This is a genomic window from Aeromonas sp. FDAARGOS 1407 (assembly GCF_019048725.1).
GTDB classification, from domain to species: Bacteria; Pseudomonadota; Gammaproteobacteria; order Enterobacterales; family Aeromonadaceae; genus Aeromonas; species Aeromonas enteropelogenes.
Genome location: NZ_CP077399.1, coordinates 2378405 through 2400881, shown reverse-complemented (window position 1 = coordinate 2400881; position 22477 = coordinate 2378405). Strand labels below are relative to the sequence as shown.

Below are 22477 nucleotides of genomic sequence, written 5' to 3'. Positions count from 1 at the left end.
GTTGCAATGAGCCAAGAATTAGCGCTTTCGCACTACTCACGCCAGTGGCTGGGACAGATCACTATCAAAGCAAAATTAAGGCCCACACAAAGTGGCAAACGCTGGTTGCTGCATCTGACACCTGGTAGCCCACATGCCCGCACCGTCACCTTACAAGTGCGTTGGTCTGGGGTTCAGTGGCAACTGCTCACCATCAGCAATGCTGACGACTGGCGCACCATGAGCCAACCGGTGGATGAGATCTGCGTTGATCCCAAGCGCAGGTGTTTCTGGCATTGCCAGGCAGGGCCGGTCCCGTTCACCGAGCAGCCCAGGGTACTGGCCAGCTTTCTGGCTGACCTGCAACGCATTTGTATTCATCGCGGTTTTACCGTGGAGAGTGACCCCTTACCCCATCAGGAAGGTGCCGATGACCAGAACACTGCTCGCCCTTGAGCTGGAGGGGGTTCACGACAACGGGGGGCAGACCCAGGTGGTGCTGGACTACGGTCTACGGGTCGATGGCTACGCCCTCTATCTGCGCTATCAGACCGAACGGGGTGACGCACTGGCCGAATGGCTGTGCGATCACCCGGAACGGGAGTGGCTTTATGGCATCGGCAACCTGCTGGCCACCAGTTACCAGATCCCGTTGCACGACCTGACACAGCAAAGGCTGCGCTCTGCCAATCACTGACCCACTCATCGCAATCACCACCCCCCTTATCGCAAAACACACCCCACCGGCCAGTGGGGCGAACGCTTTTGGAGAATGAATCATGTTGCATCACAAACTCAGTGCTGGGGAGCAACCCGGCACTTATCGGGTGACCGACTTAGTCACCGACGACGACTTGCTCACCATCGCCCAGGCACTGGCCCGCCAGAAGCTCGCCAAAGGCGTGGCCCTCACCGACAAGCATCTGGCCCACCACGCGCTACAAGGGCTGCTGCAAACGCGGGATCGCGAAGTGTTCGCCGCACTGTTCCTCGATAACCAGCACCGGATCCTGGCCTACGAGGAGCTGTTTCTCGGCACCCTCTCCGCTGCGACCGTCTACCCCCGCGACGTGGTCAAGCGGGCGCTGCACCACAATGCCGCCGCGCTGATGCTGGTCCACAACCATCCCTCAGGTTACCCAGAACCCAGCCGTGCAGATATCGAGATCACTCAGCGACTGCAAAGCGCCCTAGCGCTGGTCGATATCCGCACGCTGGATCATCTGGTGGTGGGGGCGGAGGGCGTGGTGTCACTGGCAGAGCGTGGACATTTGTAACAGTTGCGCCGATCAGGCCGTCCTTTTCGGGAGTAATGAGCATGGTCTGCGATGACCTGTGCAAGGACCCACCCTCATTTGGAGTAAAAACATGAGCACGATAGGCAGTTGGGGATTACACACCCAGGTTCAGCCCCGTTTTGGCGCACGAGCCATTGTCGAACGAAGCGGAGTCTCCCTGCTCTGGGATCGCAGCGGCGTCTATGGCGAGGCCGACGAGCAGTGGCTCACCGACATCGACACCGTTTTACCGGGGTTTATTGAGCGTCTTAGCAAACTATTTCAACAAGGGGAACTGCTGAGCGACCAAGATAAATTGGTAACATTGAGGCAAGGGGAATGGGTCTGCCTGGCCAATCCAAGGGCCAGCTATGGCTACCTCTATCTGGATGTCTACCGGCAAGAAAGCGGCAATGTTCCAGCCACAGAGGCATAAAGTCGACACAAAGGGTGAGCCACAGACTCACCCTTTGCCCAAAACTTCTTTTTTTGGCTCTCTACTGAACCCCTAATGCCTTGTAAACGGCATCAATCAGATCAAACTGACCGTTACCTGATTTTGCCGGTGCTAGCCTTCCTTGGTAGACTTTGCCACCCATTCATCGAACACAAAGCCTCTAATGAAGCTGCTCAACACTTACGACGACAAAGACGAAGCCGAAATTGCATTAACCAAGATCACGGGTGAAAAACGCTTGGCCAGTGAACGTGATAGCACAGTTGTGATCTATAACCTGTTCGGCCAGCCCACTTGGGGTAACTTTCATCGGCTCGGCATGTTCGATTTGCCTGAGCTGCAGAGCATGTTAGAACAACGAAAAGCAGGGCAGCCAATTGATACCGCCCGCCATCGTGAAATTCTCTCCATGCTGCGTTATGCAGCCAGATCTTTCGAGCTCACCATCCCCGAGCATTGGTTATAAAAAGGCCGGTTTCCCGGCCTTTTGTTTTTTTACTCTTCAAATTCAGCATTGCCAAACTTGAGCATACTGCAATTCTCTTTGATGGCTCGCTGCAAGTTGGCATCAAACCCTTTCCCTGAACGGGCATTAATCTCAATTGAGATCTCCACATCCACTCCCAATTGGCTGGTGAAGTTTTGCACAACCTCATCCATCAGCGTGGCAAAATCCATCTTGGCCTTGATGGGGTCAATCCTGACCGAGCCATAGAACCGAGTTTTCTCGGCGATTGGAGGCGTAGGCAATGGACACAAGCCGTCTCCATCAGCTCCTTTTTGCCCATCAGTCCCTGTTGTTTTTTTGGTGTCGTTATCGCCGTCTTTTATAGAGGGCTTATCGATTTCCTTTTGTTCTTCTGTCTTACTTTTCTCTTTGTCCAGCTTGTCTCGATAACGTAGGGCTGCCTCGCGGTTTATCAGCAGGCTGTGCTCATCGATAAACACGGTGGCCGCTTTGCCAAAAGCAAAGCCCTCAAAACGATCTTCACGCTGGCTAGAGGCAAAGGCGAAATAGTCAGAGCCCTGGATAGCAGCTTCGATGCAGTGGCGCAATACCGAATCATTGACCAAGCGCGGCATATAAAGATACTGGCAAGCATCCTGCCACACCTTCAATGCGCTAACCGATTCAGCGCCTTTGCTGAAATAGTACTTATCCAACAAGTTGCGCAAATGAACGGGTGACCACTCTTTGATCAGCCACTCCTCTTCAATCAATCGGTTCTCGATCTCCTGGATCAATTTGGGCGCGCCTGAAGCGATCTGAGCGACCTCCCACTCCAGCGATTCGCCGGGCTCCTGCAACGGGGCTAGCAACCACTTGTAGGTATCGCGGATCAAGCTATCAAACTGCTTTTTCGCACCATCGCGGTTGGCTTTAGCCTGGGTCAGATGCGCCAGATCCTGATTGAGCACGCCGTTTTCAATATCGGTGACAATGGAGTGCCAAGCCAAGTAGGTTCTGCCTTGATCTTTCAAGCGACTCAGGCTGTCATAATCCGCAGCCAAGAAGAGCAGGCGGTTTTGCTTCACCCGAGGTTGCTCACCACGCTTGAGCAAGATGGCTTCTGCGGCTTTGAAAGCCTGATTGGTGCTACTGCTACGGCTGTATGCCGACAACCCCTGAGGTTCCAGCACCACCAGCCGTGGCCCACTGCCATATTCATCCGGCACATCGCTAGCAGGGGTAAAGACATGGATGCCAGCAAAACCGTGCTGAGCACCAAAGCAGCCCGTCACCGACTTTTTCAACAGGGGGAGCAAATCCTCACGTTCGCTGACATTGCTCTTACGCGTTTCCATCTCCCGCCGCAGGTTTGGCTTGGTATCGAGCCACAGCCGCTCTTTATCGCCATAGAGATAGGTCAGGCGGTCTCGCAAGCGGGTCAACACATCCTTGAACGTGCCAACCGTTTGACCGGGAGAGCAGGCTCCGAGCAAGATCCGCTCCACTTCCAAACCACGGTGCATCTGATCACTGGAACTCGGCGCACTGCCCAAAAACAGCGTGCGCATCACTCGGCGGGCAGCATGATATTGCCCAAAACGGGTGTCATTTTTATCAAGATCGGCGGCTTCCGAGCGAACACCATCCACCTCTTTTTCGATGACCGGCTCCCACCCTTGCGGCAGATAATGGATGCTCTTGCCGCGCACATTGCTGTCATCAAGGGGCAGCGAACCCGGCATGATCAACGCATCGCGATTATCCGCTACCCACAAACGGTGGATCACGATGGCCATATACTGCAACACACCACGGGTACGCTGGAATTTGTCCAGGGTTGACCAGTCCTCATAAAGACGGTCGAAGACTTCCGGGTGGATGGGATATGACTTGCACAACCGATCGTAGTAATGGCCTGACTGCGTTTCGTTCGGAAAATCCGGTGCATGTTGGCGATAGAAATCTGCGTATTGTTGCGCAATGCCTTGCACCTGAGCTGGATCACCGGCTGATTCAAACAGGCGGCGGCGCACAATTTCAAACGCCTCTTCGGTTGCAACCGGCTTCCAGACCGATTCAACACGAGCAAAATACTTCTCAAGGGAATCAAGCGCCTTCTGCCCCATCGTGCCGCCGACTTCCAGTGCGGATTCTGGCAAAGAGGCCAACAGCATGGCGTTGGGTACAGCCTTCATCGCCTCGGTCAACGCCTGAATAAAGGTGATATTGGAGTCAAAGGTCCCGGCATTAAACTGCTTGCCCACCTCCAACTGGCGCAAGAACGCCACCAGCTCATCCATCAAGACGACGCAAGGAGCAGCCTTGGTCAGTAACGCAACCAGCAACTCCTTACCCGGTGAAGTACCATCCCGATCACTGTCAGCAACCAGCTCATAACCCTCGTCGCCCAACAGTTGCCAAGCCAACTCACCCCACAGGGTATTGGCCCGCACTGCACCATGCTGGCGCGGCTGACTCACCGACAAGTTGATACCATCGATCACCGCGACTCTCGCGAGCGGCAATTGATCGATCCCGGCCGCATCCAGGATCGGCGGGATGCCCTGCAAACGATCCGTGGTCACGTTGCGTGATGCCAGATGATAAACGGCCAACATGGTGTGGGTCTTACCACCACCAAATGCCGTTTGGAGCTGAATAACCGGATCGCCTCCCTTGCCAGCCAACCGCTCGGCAACGGAGCCTAACAGCAGCCGCATCCCTTCGGTGATAAAGGTACGCGCAAAGAACTGCTCGGCATCTTGATACTCCAGCGGGGCCTTGCCGTTAGCCACTTGGGTAATATCTGCGGCAAACTCGGACTGTTTAAACGTGCCTTCCAGCACATCACGATGGGGGCGCGCAATCTCGCGCCAGGGTTTCAGACTCATTGTTAAGCCTCGTGCAATAAACGTTGAAGCCCTGTAATCAGAGCCTTAAAACTTGTTGAGCGATGAGCCTCATCCAGACGAAGGTAAGGGGCGATGCTTCTGGATCCGCTCAACTTCTGGTATGTGTTTTTTGTGATTTTTTTCAGTTCTTCAGCCGCGTTGACTAAGCGATCAGGATCACGAAATTTCTGGTTTCCTTGTAACTTGGCTAACCCTGTCAAATTCAATCCTTGTTCAACTGCTGCTAGATCACCCAGATAAAAACTTTCCAGTTCACGACAGGCGATTCGGATCAAGGAGTTCGGTCGACCTGCCTGTTCACACAAAGTGAATAATTGTGCTTTGATGTCCACGCAATTACCCGAGTCTTGATCGCGCATCACAACAAACAGTGCATCCCCCTGCCAACCTCGCAAACGCATCACCAGTCTCTTATGGAGATCCTGTTTTCCTTCAAAAACAACAAAGCGAAACTGAACATCAGGAAATAAACGAGGGATCACTCCCTCCAGCATGGCCCTAGCGGATGGCTCCTCCAAGCAAAAAACCACTGTCGTCATTGAGGGTCTACTCCCTCAAAGAAGCCATGTTTCCACAGATAACCTAACTGATCGCCTTCAGCCATATAGGCAGCCACCTGCTTATTATCTCTGGCTCTGACAATCTCGGTTGCCCCTTGTTTTTTTACCAGCCAATAAACAGAGTCCAGCTCGACTGCATTAAGAAAATCAGGGGAATGGGTAGAGACGAACACCTGGCCACCGCGCTGGGCATAGGCGCTGAACTCTTCGGCCAGTTCCCACAACAACCCCGGATAAAGTTGATTTTCAGGCTCTTCAACACACAGCAGAGGATGGGGAACTGGATCATAAAGCAGCACCAGATAGGCAAACATCTTGATCGTGCCATCCGACACATACCGCGCCAGAAAAGGGTCCTCAAAGGCACCATCTTGGAAGCGTAATAGCACGCGCCCCTCTTCTGTCGTTTTAGCATCGACCTTGGTAATGCCAGGAACTCTATGTGTCAGCTTGTCCAGAATGGCGGAAAAAACCTCCGGGTATCGGCTATGTAAATGCTGCGTCACCAGAGAAAGGTTATCCCCTTCACGAGAGAGGTGTTCGGCATAACCAGCCTCTTGTTCAGGACGAGCCCGATTGATATGGAAATCAGAGATATGCCAATTTTCGATCAGGGTACCGAGCGTGACGACAGCCGGGAACTGGGCAAATTGTGCTAACCCTTTAATCGCCAAAATGTCCGGCGACTTCAATCGCTGCTCCTCTCTCACCAACTGATTAACATCTTTGACTTTCTCGATTTCATTGGTGACAGCCATACCCGCACCGCGAGAAAAATCCAGAAAATGCCATGGCTGTCCACCGCTACCGCGTCGGTACTTCAAAATTTCGCGCTCGACTATCGGGCGGCCGTTGTCTTCACCAATCTCAAGAAAATAGGTCACCAGCGGGGCTGTATCATGCTCACGAAATTTCAGCTCAATCTCGATATTGCCTTCTGCCCCGCGGCTTTTTACCTCCTGAAAGCCCCGGCTTCCCCCGGCTTTCACCAAGGCAGTATGCAAATTGCTCGACAAGGCTTCACGCAGAAAATCAAATACCCCAAACAGGGTTGATTTTCCGGTTCCATTTGCCCCCACCAACACACAAAACTTGGGGATCCCCTCCATCTGTGTGTTACGGAAACTTTTGAAGTTCTTTAAGGTGATCGACTCAATATGCATACGGCTGTCCTGTGTTCATGTTGTTGGCGAAAGCCAATCAGAAATCAAATCCTTGTTGGTCGCCAACCTGACCGCTTTCGACCATCGCGCCTTGCATCGCCTCCCACGCCATGACCAACTCGTTATAGGCGCGGGCATCGCTGGCCCAACCTTTACGCTCGCAGAGGGTGTAAAGGCGATAGGCCAAGGAGCGGATGGCATCGCTCTTGCTTGGCATCAATGCCAGCATGGCCCCGGCGGCGCTGGCGCCTTGGCTATTTAACAGGCGAATCAGTTGATGTAGCCCCTCCCACACCGGGGTGCGGCTGTCGCGCTCAGGTGTCCAGTCGCTCGGCAGCTCTGCCCATTTGAGCAGACGCAGGTCCCCTTGTCCGGCCTCAACGACCCCGGCCTCGACCAGGCCCGCGACGCTGGTGCCCTTGGCGCGGGCCAACACATCGGCCTCGCCAAATTTGCCCACCCGCCAATCTTGCTGCTCAAACCAGTGCAAACAGAATTGGGTATCGGCGTCGAAGTCATCTTCGGCAAGGAAGCGGTTGATGAGTTGCAGTGCAGTTTTGACGCTCATCTTGCTGCCGTCGGCTTCCAGCACAGCGGCATATTTACTGAAGATCCCCATACCGGGGCCAATAATGGCCTGCGATAGATCCACCGGTGCCACCGCCGACTGATTGTTGCCCAGCGCATCGGTGGAACCTTGGGTCATGGCATCGAGCGCCTCGGGCAGTACCGCATTGAGTTCACGGATAAACTGACGACGGCTGATAGTGTCGGCGCTGGCTAAGCGCTTATTGCACACCAGTACCACGCTGGAAGCCAGCGCGTTAGTGCCAGAACCAATCATGCGATTTCCCATCTCGGTACGCATCGGCCAGGTGCCGCTAATGGCAAAGCCGGCATCGATCACCGCCTGCAAGAAGGTTTCCCAACCAGCGCTAGAAGTGCCGTCACTCTTAGTCTCGGACTGCTTAAAGGCGTAGTAGATGGTGACCGGGAAGGCGGGGTGAGCCTGCTCGGCCAGTTGGTGGATCGCCTTGCCCATGCCGTCCAAGAAGAAGGCTTCGGCCCCCTCTTTGCCACCGTGGCGATAGGGAGTGGCCACCAGCTCTTCCGTCTTAGGTACGGCCATAGTTGCATACAATCCAGGGAAGATCGGGCGTAGGGATTTACGTAACCAGACATAGAAAAAGTCTGATAGATCGGCATAGCCGATATTATCGTAATAGGGTGGATCAGTAGAGATTACTTTGTCTTTACTAATAGTCTGTCTTTGAGCATCTTGGTGAAGAACAGCCCCCTCGACCTTCGATTGGAATCGCTCAATAACTCGGATAAGGCTACCTAGGCTGGTTGCATAATCGCCTGCCGCATCGTTAAACAAATTGTTCTCGCCAAAATCCCAAAGCATTGGGATAGCTTGTTTTGTAAACAAATGCCGAACTTGGGTTTTCGATGTTTCCCAACTACATAAAGTATTTTGAATATCAGCCAACCGGCTCACACCTAGTCCCAAATACACCCCCACTGCCTGCGCATAGGCTGTTGCGCCTGTGCCTCCGGCATCAAGGCCGATACCATCATCCACCATTCCAGCAGTGCGGGCATCTTCACGGCAGCGGGCAATGGCCTCAGCAACCAGATCGGAGAAAGTAGTCAGCGCGACTAATTGGCGCGGAGTGAACAGGTCACCAAATTTATCCAAACCGTAGTTAGGCGTTTTAAAATCGCGTGGGTTATTGGGCAGGGACATTTCTGGTGACCACTCAGGTCTCGCTTGCAGCGCTGCAGCAAGTTGCTCATCTGTTGGGGATAGATAAACCCGCCCCTTTTTGCCTTCGGCGACAATTGCCATCAGCCGTTGCCCCATCCGCCCAGCACTGCCTTCGCTGCGAATGTATTTGTAATCGACAGGGGAGCCCGACATCAGGCAGATAAAAGCCGCCCGTTTGCCAGCGGTGGTGCCGCCTTTGGCCGATTCTGATGGGAAGCCCACCTTGACTGTGAATTGGTAACTGTCCCCGCCTACTACCGGCTCGACATAGGCCTCTTTACCGGCTTTAGAAGAGAGAATAAAGCTTGAGACCAATGGTACATCCACATGGGAGAACGCCGGGTTGGGGCTATTGACAGTACGGGCCCAGAGCCAGGCGATAACTGTCAGCTCTTCACCCAGATAGGGGGCCAAGTCGGGCCGCTCGGTCACCATCGCCTCGGTGATGACGACCTTGGGATAGAGATGGCCGATACGCTTTAGCGCCTCTTCACGCATCCAGCCGCCGTAGCGGCGCACATCTTCCGCCAGCCCCTTGGCACCGGACCAATCCTCGAAAGCATCCTTGGTGGCTTTTTTCTTGCTTAGCTTATCGCAGGCAGGCAGAGGCCCCACCGGCTCGCGGCCGGCAAATTTGGGCGGGATCTCGATCATCGCCTTATTGATGGTGACCGCTACCGGGTTGAGATCGGAGGCGTGGGATTCCAACCCCAACCGCTGCGCTTCCAGCGGCAGCGCACCGCCGCCAGCAAAGGGGTCGTGAAAGCCCGGTAGTTGCTCTGGGTTAAAGAGTTCGGCCGCCTGCGGGTGATCCTTGTTCAAATCGCAGATCTCGCGCCAGCTCTCCCAGATCGCGGCACGGGCTTGGTTTAACACAGCCTCGTTATTGGTGTTTTCCCACTTCACCAGCTCGCGCAGGATATTGAACAGCTTTTCGCGCTTCTTGGCGGCTTCCTGCTTGTTGACCCCGTACTTAAACCCCGCCCCCTGCTGATAACCGGGATCGTTGACCATCTGGGCAAAGATCACCGCCCGTGCGGCCGCCAAGGGGCGACGCGCCCACCACAGATGCAGGGTCGACGGATGGCCGTGACGGATCGATTTTTCCCGGGCTGCTGCCGCATTGATATCATCCAGCGGCAAGGCCACTTCGATCAGTTTTTTGGGGGATTTGATTTGAGTCATACGAGTTCTGGGGCCTCACGCTGCAATACTGTTTCGGCGACAGGGCCGAAGAATTGGCGAGTTAGTGAAAAAAAATGGTTTAGCTGATGATGCGCCGTCGGCACTAAATCAAGGTGTAATAGCTGATTAAGATCCCAGCCTTTGGTGAGATGTTCTTCTTGGAGTTGCTCTAGCTCGTCCCACCATTGCTGGCGTAAATTCACCAAGTAAGGGCTATTCAGGTTGAGCAAGTCGATGCTGTATTGAGCCCGCTGTTGCTCACCTGCATTCAAATGAATGGAGGGTACCACTCGACCATCCGACATATAGGCAAAATAGCGCGCACAATCTGGTTGGTAACAGTGAACAAACCGAGCCATCTCCACGCCAGCTTGTTTACCCACCGCATGGCCACCAAAAACATCGGCCTTCACTCTCGACGAGACTGTGTCAGAGCTGAACGCACTTGCGGCGAGATTGGTTTCATCAAAGGTGCGGGTAGGCACTTGGCTTTTGTTCTCTACATGTTCGATGTGATAATCAAGCCCCAGTAGATCAGCGCGCACCTCGCTGTAGCAACAAAGTTGATATTGCTGGTTGCATAACCGGGACAATAGTTCGCGCTTGTGGCCAAAAGAGGACCAACGGCTTGTCGCTTGTTCCTGTGTGTGTGGTGGTGTTTGATGAGCCATTGCTAGGCCATGCACATGCAAACCAGATTGGTTGACATATCTCATTGCTTTGCATCCAATCCTTTCAGCCATTGTTGACGGGCGATACTGCGCTGCAATCGTTGTAACTGTGGGTGCCCAGCCCCCAGCACCATCAGCAATTGAGCCATCAGTCCCTTGGCTTCTTCCTCATCGCCCAATCCTTGATCGACTAGCTCGGTCAAGCGAAGCAATAAACTTTTTTCGTCAATCGGTGGCTGAGGATCAACCAGCATGACCGTGCGCAAGACATTATTACTCGGCTCACCGTAGGTGTTAGCTAGAGGGATTGCGGCAATCGCATTGCCATTGACATCCTCACCCAATACTCGAATTGATTCGGTACGCACAGTGCTGATTACCTGCGGGCTATGGGTGGTGACGATAAATTGGAGATTGGGAAATGCCTGCTGCAACGAGGCCAATACTGTCTGCTGCCACGCTGGGTGAAGGAACATGTCCACTTCATCGATCAGTACGATGCCTTGGGTTTTGTGCGCCGCATCCACACCTAAGTGAGGGTTGAGCTTGATACAGCGAAAGGCAATATCCGACACCATGGCAACCATATTACGCAGACCATCGCTGAGCAGGGAAAGCGGCATATAGCCCAGTTCGGGATGCTCCATCACCAGTTGCTGGCCCATGCTGGAGCGGTATTGCAGATCCCGCCAGCCGGTCAGCGAAGTTGTGAGGGTGTTGATGGCACGCTGCACGACTTCAATGGCAGCCGCGAAGTTGGCCAGCGCACTCTGATCCGGCTTCTTAAGTCGATTCTCCAGCTGATCGATTTGCAGCTCGCGATAACTGCGAAATACCCAGCCATACCAGGTTTCAAACTGCTTATAGCTAGAGGTTGCCGTTAGACAGTTCTGGTAGCCCCAAAGGCGGGAAAACACGCTGGTATCGAGCTTTTTATCTTTTGCTTCAGAGGTATAGCGCCCCTGATACCAGAGGCGCCCAGTTCCTAAATAGACCACCAAGGGTAAATCGATAGCGTCTATGTTGGCTTCCTGCCCTTTATAAATCGTTGACTGGAATTTCTTTGCGAGCCGAGTCAGAACTTGTGTCGACTGATCCCCCTTGGTTTGGGTTCGTGGCTTGACCTGATCGCGGCTCTGTTGCCAGTGGAGCGGACGCGGCTTCTGATCCTGATTGGGGATACTACTGGTCTGGGCCGTAATCTGGCTGGGCAATATCGGTTCCATCTCTTGTTCACGGCGCTCAAGACGCACGTCTTCAATCTGAATAGTGGCCGACTTGCCGGTTTGGCTGCCCAGATCAAAGCCTTTGACGAACGGCCAAAGCGCAATGCGCACCGCATCGAGGATCGTGGTCTTGCCCGCACCATTGGGGGCAATCAAGACAGTCATCTGCGGATGAAAGGTCACATCCAGCAGCTCAAAACAGCGGAAATTTTTTAAGGTAATTTGTTCAATTTTCATAAGCTACCTTCGGCATCGGTGGCGCGCGCCAGCAAATCCGCCAGATCGTAATTGATGCTCGCCACGCCCATATCCGGCTCTTTGGTAAAGGGCTGGCGAATATAGAAGGGCACCTCGGTGTTGTCACCCTCTACCAGCACAATGGCCAGCAGGAATTTGTCGGCCTGGTTGAGGGCATAGAGGATCTCGTTGCGACTGACGGTGATGGTGGTTTGCCCCTTGCTGCGCCCTTTGACTTCGATATGCCGGTCTGGTTTGAGTGAGCCATCGGCATTCAACTGCGGGCGAGCGGTGATATCCCAACCACATTTATCCGCCGATACGTCGATCACCGTGTGGCCGAGGGCTTGCTCGGCCTGCGTCACGGCCTGCATTGCAATCTTCTCGATATGGGCCCGGCTGGCGGCATCTGGGCTAAAGATTGCTTCGCCTTTGCGTTTGGCCAGTAAACCTTGTGGGATCACTAAGGCACTGCCAATCACCACCGGGGTGCTAGAGACCACCTGCTTGAGTGCGGTGAGCTCTGCCGTGCGCTGTTGCAGACGTGCGGTCAATTCATCGACTCGGCGACGAGCGTTTTCGGGCTGCATTTTGGGTTGCTTGCCCGCTTTGACGTCATCGCTCAATTTCAAGAAGCGATCCTGCCAGTAGTTGATCTCTTTGATCAGTCGCTCATGCACAGCCGTGAGGGTTTTATCGGCTTGCAGTTCACGGCGCGTTTTCACTTCCGCAAAGTGTTCTGGCACCAGCTTTTCAGAGGCCAGTTGCAGCGCCAGCGGTTCGAGTGGCTGAGATAACCAGGGTGAGTGCAGGATATCCTGCACCAGTGCCAGATCAGCATCCGCTATCGGTTGCAGGTCTAAATGGGGGGCCCAACCGGCATAGCTGGCCCGACAGGCAGTATCGATGGCGACAAACTGCAACCGCCGTGAGGCGACACTCTTGGCTTGTTCGCTGGTTTCGCGGATTGAGTGCTCCAGCATCATGATGAGGCGAGGTTCGTCCCCTTCATCGGCCGGGTCCACCAGCACAGCCCCCTGCTTGAGCTTGGTGCGATGGGCTTGCAAGGTGAGATCGAGCAGCGAGTGCATCAGTGGATGTACGGGATGAAGCAGTTCGGCCAGCACCTTGCCGGTGGGCCTGATCAGCTGCTTTTCAAAACAGACGCGTTCATAACGGGACAACACAGGGGTGCGGCTTTCGCCGATGCTGCGATCCCGTTCGCGGATCACCGCTGGGACATGCTTTATTTCATAGCGGCCCTGTTCACGCTCCCTCAGTTCGCCGTTTAATCCGGCAAAGGCTTCTTGGAAAAACGCCCGAATAAAGAACGGCTGCAAGCGACGGGCTTCTGCTTTTTCCATCTGCTCTTTGATGGCGTAAAGCCCCTCTAAGCCCATATGGGATTCAACCAGTGCGTTGCGGCGCATGATCTCTTTGAGATGGTCGCTATCGAGTGCCCCTTCAATGACCTGATCCATCTTGGCGCGCACTGCGGGATCTTCACCATAGCGAATGGCGTCGATCAGCAAGTCTTTCAGAGAGACGTTATCAAAGGCTTCACCAAGGATGTCGAACACCTTACCACCCAAGGCTTTTTTTTCTATTTCCAGCTTATCAAACAGCTTTTGGAACACTTCCCCTTCACGGGTTTCATTGGCCACGATATTCCACAGGTGGCATACCTCTTTTTGGCCGATCCGGTGAATACGGCCAAAGCGCTGTTCGAGGCGGTTCGGGTTCCAGGGCAGGTCGTAGTTGACCATCAGGTTGGCGTTTTGCAGGTTGACGCCTTCCCCGGCCGCATCGGTCGCAATCAACACCAAGACGGTGGGATCACTGCGGAACTCGCTCTGGATCTTGCGGCGCTCATCCCGATTGGTGCCGCCGTAGATGACCCTGACTGCTTTGGGCTGACCCAGCAGATCACTGACACGTTGGCGTAGGTAATTCAGAGTGTCTTTATGCTCGGTGAAGATAATCAGTTTGCGACGACTGCCGTCGCGGTTCTTCATCTCGGGGGAGTCTTGCAGCAGTGATGAAAGCTGTTCCCACTTTTTGTCATTGCCAGACTGCACCAGCGTCAGCGCCTGCTGCTCAAGGTCTTTGAGTGAGTGGATCTCGGCGTCCAGCTCAATGATGGTTTCTGCTGCGGTGGCCTGATCTGCCACCTGTTCGGCATAGAGTTCGTACTCTTCGGCACTGAGATCTTCATCCAGCTCATCCCAGTTATCAGGCAGATCGATCTGTTTGGTGATGGTGTAAGTGCCGAGTGTTTCAGCAACACCCGCTTGTTTAGCCTTCTGGCCACGGGCTAGCAGCTTCATCTCAGCAAGTTTGTCTTGCAGTCGATTACGTCGGCGCTTCAGCGATTGATAGATTGCCTCCGGGCTGGAAGCCAAACGCCGTTGTAGCTGGGTTAATGCAAAACCCACGGTGGTTTTTTTCTTGTTATCGAGCTTGTCGGCCCGATTCATCTCTTCCCTGACGTACGTCGTTACCTGCTCATAAAGGCTGGCTTCAAGGGGGGAGAGATCATAGTTGGCCGTGTAGGCGCGGCGCTCAGGAAACAGGGGAGTGCCGTCGAAGGTGAGCAGCTCTTCTTTAACCATCCTGCGCATCATGTCGGTGATATCGACCTTGTGGGCGCCTTCGCGGAACTTGCCATAGAAGCGGTCGCTGTCGAGCAGTGACATCCAGACTTGGAAGTCTTCCTCTTTGCCATTGTGTGGGGTTGCTGTCATCAGCAGGAAGTGGCGGCAAATAGACCCCAGCAGCTCACCAAGGACGAAGCGCTTGGTTTTGTTGATTTTGCTGCCAAAGTAGTTGGCTGAGAGTTTGTGCGCTTCATCGACGATGATTAGATCCCAGTCGGTATTGCGCAGCTTCTCTTGCAGCTCTTCGCTACGAGAGAGTTGGTCCAGTCGGCAGATCAGGCGATCGGTTTCAGAAAAATAGTTACCGGTCGCGCACTGCTCTTGTTTTTCTTTGCTAAAGATCTCAAATTGCAGACCAAATTTTTCAAACAGTTCGTCCTGCCACTGTTCAGTCAACGAGCCCGGCGAGACCACCATGACCCGTCGAGCATCTGCACGAAGCAGCAGTTCAGAGATGAACAAACCCGCCATGATGGTTTTGCCCGCACCTGGGTCATCGGCCAGAACATAACGCAATGGCTGCTTGGGTAGCATGTATTCGTAAACTGCTGAAATCTGGTGCGGTAGTGGGTCAACGTTCGCCATGTTGACCGCCATCATGGGGTCAAACAGTGCAGCCTGCGAGATCCGGTAGGCTTCCAAACCAAGTTTAAAATCTGCCCCTTTTGCATCAAATGACCAAGGACGGCCTACTGTGGCCAGATCCAATGCTATCTCATCGGTTCGGAACAACATTCGCTCAGCTAGATTGCCACTGCTGTCTTTGTAATAGACTGTCAGCGCATGTTCACCAATAGGTTCAACTGTCACAACTCGCACCACTTGCCCTTCGACAATGCCGCGAACCTGAGCATCCTTTTTGATTTCTTCGAGCTTGAGCATATTGTTCCTATCGATGGTCTGGCAGATAACGGGCTGGGGTAGGCAATGTCAGATCTTGGCTGGATCGAGCCCTGCCGCTTTCAAACGTGCAGTGAGGTTACGCATCTTGCTAAATTCGGTGCCAAGACTCTCTTTGAGTTCCACTTTTTCGCAAAACTCTTTAGCCGTCACGTGCTTGAGTTCGTCGGCATACTTGAGCATTTGCAGGTGCATTTCGACCATGTATTGCTTGCGAGGTGCAGCTAACAAGGCACTTTTGATCTGCTGGTAGATCTCTTCCTCAGTCACTCAGGGACTCCAAATCGGCAGGGCACAGCTAATTTAGCTAAATTAGCTTGCAGCCCCCTAAATGGCAAGACTGAAAAGTCTCAAATGTGACTTTCAACTCATACAACAGAACGCATTTACAGTGCATTCTCAGGCAAGATGCCCCATCACTCTCCTTCGAGAACCGCAGGCGGCGCACTCTGACCATCACACCTGACTTGCCCCAGGGAGTTGGTGCGACAGATGGTGCCATCGGAGGCGCGCAGGTTGCCGAGGCTATCCTTGCGCCAGGTGACCGTATCGCCGGTACCCGGATTGCTAACGCGCACATTGCCCAGGCTGTCTTTGCGATAGGTGGCGCCTTCGCTGCTGCGGACATTGCCGAGGGAATCTTTACGCCAAGTGGTGCCACTTTGCGAGTCTCTGACGTTACCGAGACTGTCTTTGCGCAGGGTGCCGCTCTTGCCATCGTCACACTGGTAGCGGGTATTGCCGAGGCTGTCTTTACGATAGGTGCAGTCAGCGGCCCCAGCACTCTGGGCCACCAGCAGCAACAATAAGACCGCACTGAACACAGTGCTAGATAAGAGTGACATTTCATGTCCTTGGGGCGGATTTTCAAGTTGGCTCAGTATATGTCGTCTGTATACTCATGCCGATACTGGTTACATTAACATGTCGCATTTTGGAGCACATATGCCCCCTAAGGCTCTCACTTGGGATCAGACCCTGCGCTTTCGACTACTTGAGATCGTGCTGCTATGGGAAGGCCGTCTTACCACCAATCACCTCTGCACCGCCTTCAACATAGGACAGCATCCGCTGCTCTACCCGCTGGTGCTGGCAAACCGGGACGAGTTGGTAGCCAAGGGCTGCATCTTCAAGCTCCGAAGCCCGGATTTGCGTGAGAGTTAAGGGACTTAGAGTGTTCCCAGAATAAAAACATGACTACAGGAAGGCTAGCCCCGTTTGTACCTACTTACTTGCTCAAGAAAGTAGCTGCCCAGTTCACCCTTATGCTGGCTTGCTTTCTGCGCTGGCCAAGTGACCGTTGCGCTCCTTCCATACGGCATATGCGGCAGCCTTCTCGACCTCGACCCGTTCTTGCTGCTCTTTCGGTAGGGCACACAGATTGTGACCCATACTGACCTCTTTGTTATTTATTGGTGCCATGGTACGCCATCAGTGATATGCGGGACTTGCGCTGGTTCAAAGGTGGTGCGCTATAATACCTGTATATAAATACAGGTGTTGTTGCCATGAAGCTGTTAACCCCAGACCCATCACCCGCCGAGGTGACCATCCCGCTGTTCTTGCATCGCGCCTCTTGTGGCTTTCCCAGCCCAGCCAGCGACTATCTGGAAGGGAAGTTGGACCTCAACACCCACTGCGTGTCGCACCCTGCAGCAACCTTCTATCTGCGTGCCGAGGGGGAAAGCATGACCGGGGTCGGCATCTTTCCCGGTGACTTGCTGGTGGTCGATAAGAGCTTGACCCCACGCCATGGTGATGTGGTGATTGCACTGCTCGATGGCGGCTTCACGGTAAAGACCTTGCAGCTCAAGCCGAGGCTGCGGCTGTTGCCAGCCAATCCGGCGTTCGCGCCTATCGACCCTTGCATGAGCCTCTCCCTAGAGCTGTTCGGGGTGGTCACCCATGTGATTGGCAATCTGAGGCAGCGTGATGGCCATAGCGCTCGTTGATGTAAACAACTTCTACGCCAGCTGTGAGCGGCTGTTTCGCCCTGAGCTGCGTGGCCGCCCGATCGTGGTGCTCTCCAACAACGATGGATGCGTGGTGTCGCGCAGCCCCGAGGCCAAGGCGATGGGCATCAAGATGGCTGGGCCCTACTTCAAGATCCGCGAGCAGTTCGAGGCGCATGGCGGTTTGGCGTTCAGCTCCAACTACGCGCTCTATGGCGATATGTCTGGCCGGGTAATGAGCACGTTGGAGACCATGGCCCCCGAGCTGGAGGTCTACTCCATCGATGAAGCATTCCTGTCACTGTCAGAGTCGTTTGCCGGGGACCTGACAGCCTATGGGCAACAGATCCGGCAGCGAGTGTGGCAGTGGACCGGCCTAACGGTAGGGGTCGGGATCGGCCCCACCAAGACCCTCGCCAAGCTGGCCAACTATGCAGCCAAGAAGTGGCCTGCCACTGGCGGCGTCGTGGACTTGCGTGACGAGCTGCGCCGTGCCCGGCTGATGGCCATCACCCCGGTGGATGAGGTGTGGGGCATAGGACGGCGCTTGGGGGCAAAATTGGTGGCACAAGGTATCAACACCGTGGCCGACCTGGTGGCCAGTGATGCCAAAGGGTTGCGCGCCCAATACGGCGTGGTGGTCGAGCGGATCGTACAGGAGCTGCATGGCCTGCCTTGCGCGGAGCTGACCGTTGAACCGGTGGCGAAGCAGCAGATCCTCTCGAGCCGTTCCTTTGGTGAGCGCGTGACTGACCGTGGGGAAATGGCCCAAGCGTTGTCAGGCTTTATGGCTCGCGCTGTCGAGAAGCTGCGAGCCGAGGGGATGTGTTGCCAGCGGGTACACCTGTTCGTGCGAACCAGCCCCTTTGACGAACGAGCTCCTTACTACAGTGAGCAGGCTGGCGTCCGACTGGTCTGCCCTAGCGATGACACCCGGTTGTTACTGCAGCAAGTGAGCGTGCTGCTACCGCAGATTTGGCGTGACGGTTACCGCTATCAGAAGGGGGGCGTCATGCTGAGTGAGTTCACCCCCAAGGGGCAGCAACAGACCGATCTGTTTGCCCCGTCCTATGCTCAATCGGATGCGCTGATGGCTGTGATGGACCAGATCAAAGCCAAGGGATTAGGGCGCATAGGCTTTGCCAGCCAAGGCACGAAGTCAGCCGAGTGGATGATGCGACAAGAACACCTGAGCCCCTGTTACACCACTCGCTGGGAGGACCTGCCGGTGGCGAGGTAGCGACCTCCTGGAGGTTCGTCTGATAGGCAAATTTGGACGGGGAATTTTTTTCCAAACGAGGACCTGATACAATAGAGAGTGCCGACTTTCGCAAAAGGCAGTTACCTTTTGAGAAAGGTAAGAATTAAAATTTCCTATACTGTCAACTAACCACATATGGCCATTCCAGCCCAGATAACACTATGTTACTGCTGATGTTCTGATGTTAGGCATACGGTTAGGTATATGAAAATTTTCTGAATTGGGTATTCTTCATTTAAATCATGCTGATGGCTCCATGATTCAACATCCCCCAGCCCACCAAATAATGTTCCGAGCAGGAACGAGAAAGACCAGAAACCCGCATAGCATAAGGCTTTGCGGGTTTTTTGTTGTCCGAGATAGTCCAAGGAAGTCGCCTAGAGCCAGCTCAAAGAGTAACATGTGCGGTAACAAGGTTCTGGTAACACCGTTTTGGGTGTTACTGCTGGAGGGGGTAACACCATGAGCAAGGACAAGCTGACCGACTCAAAGTTGAGGACAGCCAAGCCCGAGGGGAAGGAATACAACTTGGGGGATGGTGATGGCCTCTACCTGAGGGTTAAAACGAACGGGGGCAAGCTGTGGCTGTTCAACTACTACCGCCCTGGTGACAAGAGGCGGGCCAACCTCAGTTTCGGCCCCTACCCTGACGTTACCCTCTCCGCCGCCCGAGAACGACGGCGACAAGCCCGCGCCCTGCTGGCCGAAGGTATTGATCCCCAACTCCACCAGCAAGAACAGGTCGCCATTGCCCAAGCCAAGCAAGAGGCCAGCGCCAACACCTTTGAGCGCATGGCCGCCAAGTGGCTGGAGCTGAAACGGCACGACGTGAGCGAAGCCTATGCCGCCGATTCGTGGCGCTCCCTTGAGCTGTATATGCTGCCTTTCATCGGCTCCATGCCCATCGACCAGATACGCGCCCCCCTGGTGATCGAACTACTGCGCCCTATTGAGGCTGATGGCAAGCTGGAGACAGTGCGCCGGCTGTGTCAGCGGATAAACGAGATCCTCGACTACACCGTTAACCACGGCCTGCTCGATGCCAACCCCTGTTCCGCGATCCGCAAGGTGTTCAAGAAGCCAGCCAAGAAGCATCAGCCCACCCTCAAGCCGGACGAACTGCCTGCGCTGATGGCCGACATTGCCAATGGGCGGCTTGATCACACCACCCGTTGCCAGATTGAGTGGAGCCTTCACACTCTGGTGCGCCCCGGTGAATCGGCGGGCACCCGTTGGGATGAGATCGACTTTGAGGCCAGAGTCTGGAACATCCCCAGCGACAGGATGAAGATGGAGCGCCCCCATCGGGTTCCACTCACCCCGCAAGCCCTTGCCCTGTTGGAGAGGATGAAGCCTATCAGCGGCCACCGCCCCTTTGTGTTCCCCGGCTACCGTAACCACATGGGCCATATCAACGACCAAAGCGCCAATGCGGCCCTCAAGCGACTGGGCTACGGCGGGCGGCTGGTGGCCCACGGACTGCGCTCGCTGGGGAGTACCACCCTCAACGAACAAGGTTTCAACCCGGACGCCATCGAGGCGGCGCTATCCCATGCCGATGACAACGAGATCCGCCGCGCCTATAACCGGTCGGACTACTTCGAGCAGCGGGTGATCATGATGGGCTGGTGGAGCAACCACATCGAGCAGGCCAGCCAAGGGAACCTCTCTCTGGCGAGCGGCTTTAAAGCATTGAAGGTGGTAGGCGAGTAACGCCAGCCTAACGACTTGCCGGGCCTAGATAGGCCAATCGAAAAGCGGGGAACCTTGCCCGCCTGACCCGGCAATCTTTTCAAGGTGCGTGAAAGGTAACGCGACAATGAGCAAAGACACCCCATTATTACCGCTGGAGTATTGCCGGATTGATCGAGCCGCCCGCCTATTGGGTTGTGAGGTTGAGGACATTCTGCATTGGTGCTCTATCGGTGCGATCGAGGGCTCTGCCTGGCTATCTGCCGTTCCTGCTTACCCTGTATTCGTAAAAGACAACTCGATTGTTGAAGATGAAGATGAATATGACGAGCAGCTTGATTTGCTTTTCTATCCTGATGAGACCAGCGGCATTCGCCCCCAACCAACCAGCATCGGTTGCAATGCAAAACTAACCAGAAGATATGGCACTCACGGCTCTCCAACTACTATCGCTGATGGGCTTTGGTCACTGGATAAGAGCCTATTTGAGCACATGCTTCTTGAGCGAAAAACATATCTGAGCGAGTGGAGCCTTCTGCCTACTGGTTTTGATTATGGCTGTAACTTCGTCAGCATCGTTGTTGAAAGCAGCACAGGAGAGGCCCCCATTGAACCCAACCAAATATGGCTAATTAGACGAGACTTAATATTGCTGAAAAAGCATATTGAATCAGGCGACCAAATTCCCAAAGAAGCATATTTACAGACCCAACGGGCAAGCCACAAAACACCCCCCCAGCATCCAATCGCCGAGTACCATGCTGCTAACCGAGAGCGTGTGCTAGCTGCTGCAATCCGCGCAAAGCTCAACCCCGCCTGGCAGGATGATCCTGACGATACTGCCGTGGATTGGGCAACCAAGGTCATAAACTACGAGCACGCTCTATTCGATGACAAGAAATGCCCACTGGCACTCGGCACAGTTGAGCGGTTACTTAGCACAGCAATGACGACTGGCAGGCCCCGCAAAGACAAATAACCACTGTAGGGTAATGCTACTCAACGTCGAGTTAGGATTACCCGACATCGAAATCCCCCCTCTACGTGCTCCAATGACCCCATCGAAACCAAACGAATGATGAGGACAAATATGGAACAACACTATTCCCTTAACTGCCCCACAACGCGCTTTATCCGAGTGCGGGAGGTGATCAAGAAAACCGGCCTGAGCAAATCGAGCGTCTATGACTTGATGGCGCAAGGTCTTTTCCCGCAAACCGTGCGCCTCACTGGACGCTCAGTTGCATTTATCGAGGCTGAGATTGACGCCTGGATGGCAGAACGTATCGCTGCTCGCAAAGCGGCATAAGGGGCAGCATGAGCAAAAAAGAAAAGGCCGCACCGCAGAACGGCACGACCCCAACAACTCCAAGCCCAGGCCATGCTACCACCAAGGCCCCCAAAGTACCGACCTTGCTGGAACTGGCTGCCGTCCACCTGTTGGAGCGCGGGATGAAGGGCACCAGTCAGTTGACGTTCTTTCCCCTTTATCACGACTTCAACTACCGCAACCGCATCGACGAGTTGCGCAACGACCATGATGTGATCATTCACAGCATGCCGTTTGACCACCGCAACAGCGCGGGCCGCACCACCCGCTTTGAGCGGTATTGGTTAGCCAACCGGGAGGAGGCCCGCAAGGTGGCCGAGCTGGTGAACCTCAAGCGCCGCCAGCGCAACGCCTTGCCGATGGAGCAGGAGCAGATTGCCCGTTACCTTGCCGCCTTCCCTGCCACCCCCGACGAGCTTCCGCCCGCCGCTTAACGGAGCCACCACCATGACTATTCAAAAAAGCAGATTCAGTTCTGAGGCCGCCCCGCATCCTGCTGGCAGCCAAGATGAAGCGGGATTGGCTGGCATGATGGATTCGATCCACCGCACAGCGTCAACTTTCCGACGACTACCAAATTTTGCAATTGGCTTGTACGAGGACGCCCGAGGCGGTACGATTCGTGCCGTCGCCACCTTAGACAAGTGGCGGCATGGCTGGCGGATTAGACACCCGCAAGCTGCGACCACACAGAGACAATCAGCCCTCATTTCCCGAGACTTCGGCCACCGCGCCGGGGATCTATCCAGTTTCGGGGCATGGGTCGGGAGCCAAAGAAAACGCCCCGGCTGCGCCT

General features: G+C 54.6%; 22 protein-coding genes. 12 read left to right on the top strand and 10 right to left on the bottom strand.

Translation table 11 applies throughout. The annotated features are described in order from the left end of the window. Positions 1-6: 6 nt before the first annotated feature. The 5 genes from I6L37_RS11515 to I6L37_RS11495 all read left to right on the top strand — a co-directional run bounded on the left by I6L37_RS11515 (position 7) and on the right by I6L37_RS11495 (position 2179). Positions 7-435: a hypothetical protein gene (locus tag I6L37_RS11515; RefSeq protein WP_129146649.1), complete on the top strand. Its 429-nt coding sequence runs from the start codon at positions 7-9 to the stop codon at positions 433-435. Next, entirely contained in the window at positions 410-676 is a 267-nt protein-coding gene (locus I6L37_RS11510; protein WP_041211638.1) for a hypothetical protein, read from the top strand. Before I6L37_RS11515 ends, I6L37_RS11510 begins: the two co-directional genes overlap by 26 nt. A gap of 82 nt (positions 677-758) precedes the next feature. Then, positions 759-1256, top strand: a complete 498-nt coding sequence (gene radC, locus I6L37_RS11505) for a DNA repair protein RadC (RefSeq protein ID WP_041212667.1) — start codon at positions 759-761, stop codon at positions 1254-1256. Between the two features lie 91 nt (positions 1257-1347). Further along, positions 1348-1692, top strand: coding sequence for a type IV toxin-antitoxin system YeeU family antitoxin (locus I6L37_RS11500; protein WP_103858984.1), 345 nt, complete (start codon positions 1348-1350; stop codon positions 1690-1692). Between the two features lie 184 nt (positions 1693-1876). Continuing rightward, on the top strand, positions 1877-2179 hold the full coding sequence (locus tag I6L37_RS11495; RefSeq protein ID WP_103858985.1) for a hypothetical protein: 303 nt from the start codon (positions 1877-1879) through the stop codon (positions 2177-2179). A gap of 29 nt (positions 2180-2208) precedes the next feature. On the opposite strand, the gene I6L37_RS11490 is transcribed toward I6L37_RS11495, so the two are convergent. From I6L37_RS11490 to I6L37_RS11450, 9 genes are all read right to left on the bottom strand, one after another. Next, a complete protein-coding gene (locus I6L37_RS11490; protein WP_216991887.1) occupies positions 2209-5055 on the bottom strand; it encodes an ATP-binding protein in 2847 nt (948 codons plus the stop codon). A 2-nt stretch (positions 5056-5057) separates the two neighbouring features. After that, positions 5058-5615: a DUF4276 family protein gene (locus I6L37_RS11485; RefSeq protein ID WP_103858987.1), complete on the bottom strand. Its 558-nt coding sequence runs from the start codon at positions 5613-5615 to the stop codon at positions 5058-5060. Next, positions 5612-6799: an AAA family ATPase gene (locus tag I6L37_RS11480; protein ID WP_216991886.1), complete on the bottom strand. Its 1188-nt coding sequence runs from the start codon at positions 6797-6799 to the stop codon at positions 5612-5614. The genes I6L37_RS11485 and I6L37_RS11480 overlap by 4 nt, the downstream gene beginning before the upstream one ends. 37 nt (positions 6800-6836) lie before the next feature. After that, complete coding sequence (locus tag I6L37_RS11475) at positions 6837-9755, bottom strand: DUF1156 domain-containing protein (RefSeq protein ID WP_216991885.1); 2919 nt, start codon at positions 9753-9755, stop codon at positions 6837-6839. Further along, entirely contained in the window at positions 9752-10471 is a 720-nt protein-coding gene (locus I6L37_RS11470) for a retron system putative HNH endonuclease (RefSeq protein WP_103858990.1), read from the bottom strand. The genes I6L37_RS11475 and I6L37_RS11470 overlap by 4 nt, the downstream gene beginning before the upstream one ends. After that, a complete protein-coding gene (locus I6L37_RS11465) occupies positions 10468-11889 on the bottom strand; it encodes an AAA family ATPase (RefSeq protein ID WP_103858991.1) in 1422 nt (473 codons plus the stop codon). The genes I6L37_RS11470 and I6L37_RS11465 overlap by 4 nt, the downstream gene beginning before the upstream one ends. Next, positions 11886-15428, bottom strand: a complete 3543-nt coding sequence (locus I6L37_RS11460; RefSeq protein WP_216991884.1) for a helicase-related protein — start codon at positions 15426-15428, stop codon at positions 11886-11888. The genes I6L37_RS11465 and I6L37_RS11460 overlap by 4 nt, the downstream gene beginning before the upstream one ends. 48 nt (positions 15429-15476) lie before the next feature. Next, on the bottom strand, positions 15477-15716 hold the full coding sequence (locus I6L37_RS11455; protein ID WP_103858993.1) for a transcription factor: 240 nt from the start codon (positions 15714-15716) through the stop codon (positions 15477-15479). 146 nt (positions 15717-15862) lie between these two features. After that, positions 15863-16291: a hypothetical protein gene (locus I6L37_RS11450; protein WP_103858994.1), complete on the bottom strand. Its 429-nt coding sequence runs from the start codon at positions 16289-16291 to the stop codon at positions 15863-15865. Positions 16292-16391: 100 nt separating this feature from the next. Here I6L37_RS11450 and I6L37_RS22080 point away from each other — a divergent pair, with 100 nt between their 5' ends. Further along, complete coding sequence (locus I6L37_RS22080) at positions 16392-16610, top strand: hypothetical protein (protein WP_234924878.1); 219 nt, start codon at positions 16392-16394, stop codon at positions 16608-16610. A gap of 99 nt (positions 16611-16709) precedes the next feature. On the opposite strand, the gene I6L37_RS11440 is transcribed toward I6L37_RS22080, so the two are convergent. Further along, positions 16710-16838 carry a DUF3283 family protein gene (locus tag I6L37_RS11440; RefSeq protein WP_254203480.1) on the bottom strand — a complete coding sequence of 43 codons (129 nt, stop codon included), beginning with the start codon at positions 16836-16838 and terminating at the stop codon, positions 16710-16712. Positions 16839-16954: 116 nt separating this feature from the next. Here I6L37_RS11440 and umuD point away from each other — a divergent pair, with 116 nt between their 5' ends. The 6 genes from umuD (at position 16955) to I6L37_RS11410 (ending at position 22115) form a co-directional block, all read left to right on the top strand. Further along, positions 16955-17398 (top strand): translesion error-prone DNA polymerase V autoproteolytic subunit, encoded by a 444-nt coding sequence (umuD, locus tag I6L37_RS11435; protein WP_025201139.1) that lies wholly within the window; start codon positions 16955-16957, stop codon positions 17396-17398. Further along, complete coding sequence (umuC, locus tag I6L37_RS11430) at positions 17379-18638, top strand: translesion error-prone DNA polymerase V subunit UmuC (RefSeq protein ID WP_216991883.1); 1260 nt, start codon at positions 17379-17381, stop codon at positions 18636-18638. Before umuD ends, umuC begins: the two co-directional genes overlap by 20 nt. 483 nt (positions 18639-19121) lie before the next feature. Beyond that, complete coding sequence (locus I6L37_RS11425; protein WP_216991882.1) at positions 19122-20372, top strand: integrase domain-containing protein; 1251 nt, start codon at positions 19122-19124, stop codon at positions 20370-20372. 106 nt (positions 20373-20478) lie between these two features. Continuing rightward, entirely contained in the window at positions 20479-21330 is an 852-nt protein-coding gene (locus tag I6L37_RS11420) for a hypothetical protein (RefSeq protein WP_113725241.1), read from the top strand. A 111-nt stretch (positions 21331-21441) separates the two neighbouring features. Continuing rightward, positions 21442-21660: an AlpA family transcriptional regulator gene (locus I6L37_RS11415; protein WP_017783410.1), complete on the top strand. Its 219-nt coding sequence runs from the start codon at positions 21442-21444 to the stop codon at positions 21658-21660. 8 nt (positions 21661-21668) lie between these two features. Then, entirely contained in the window at positions 21669-22115 is a 447-nt protein-coding gene (locus I6L37_RS11410; protein WP_216991880.1) for a hypothetical protein, read from the top strand. The last annotated feature ends 362 nt before the right edge of the window (positions 22116-22477 follow it).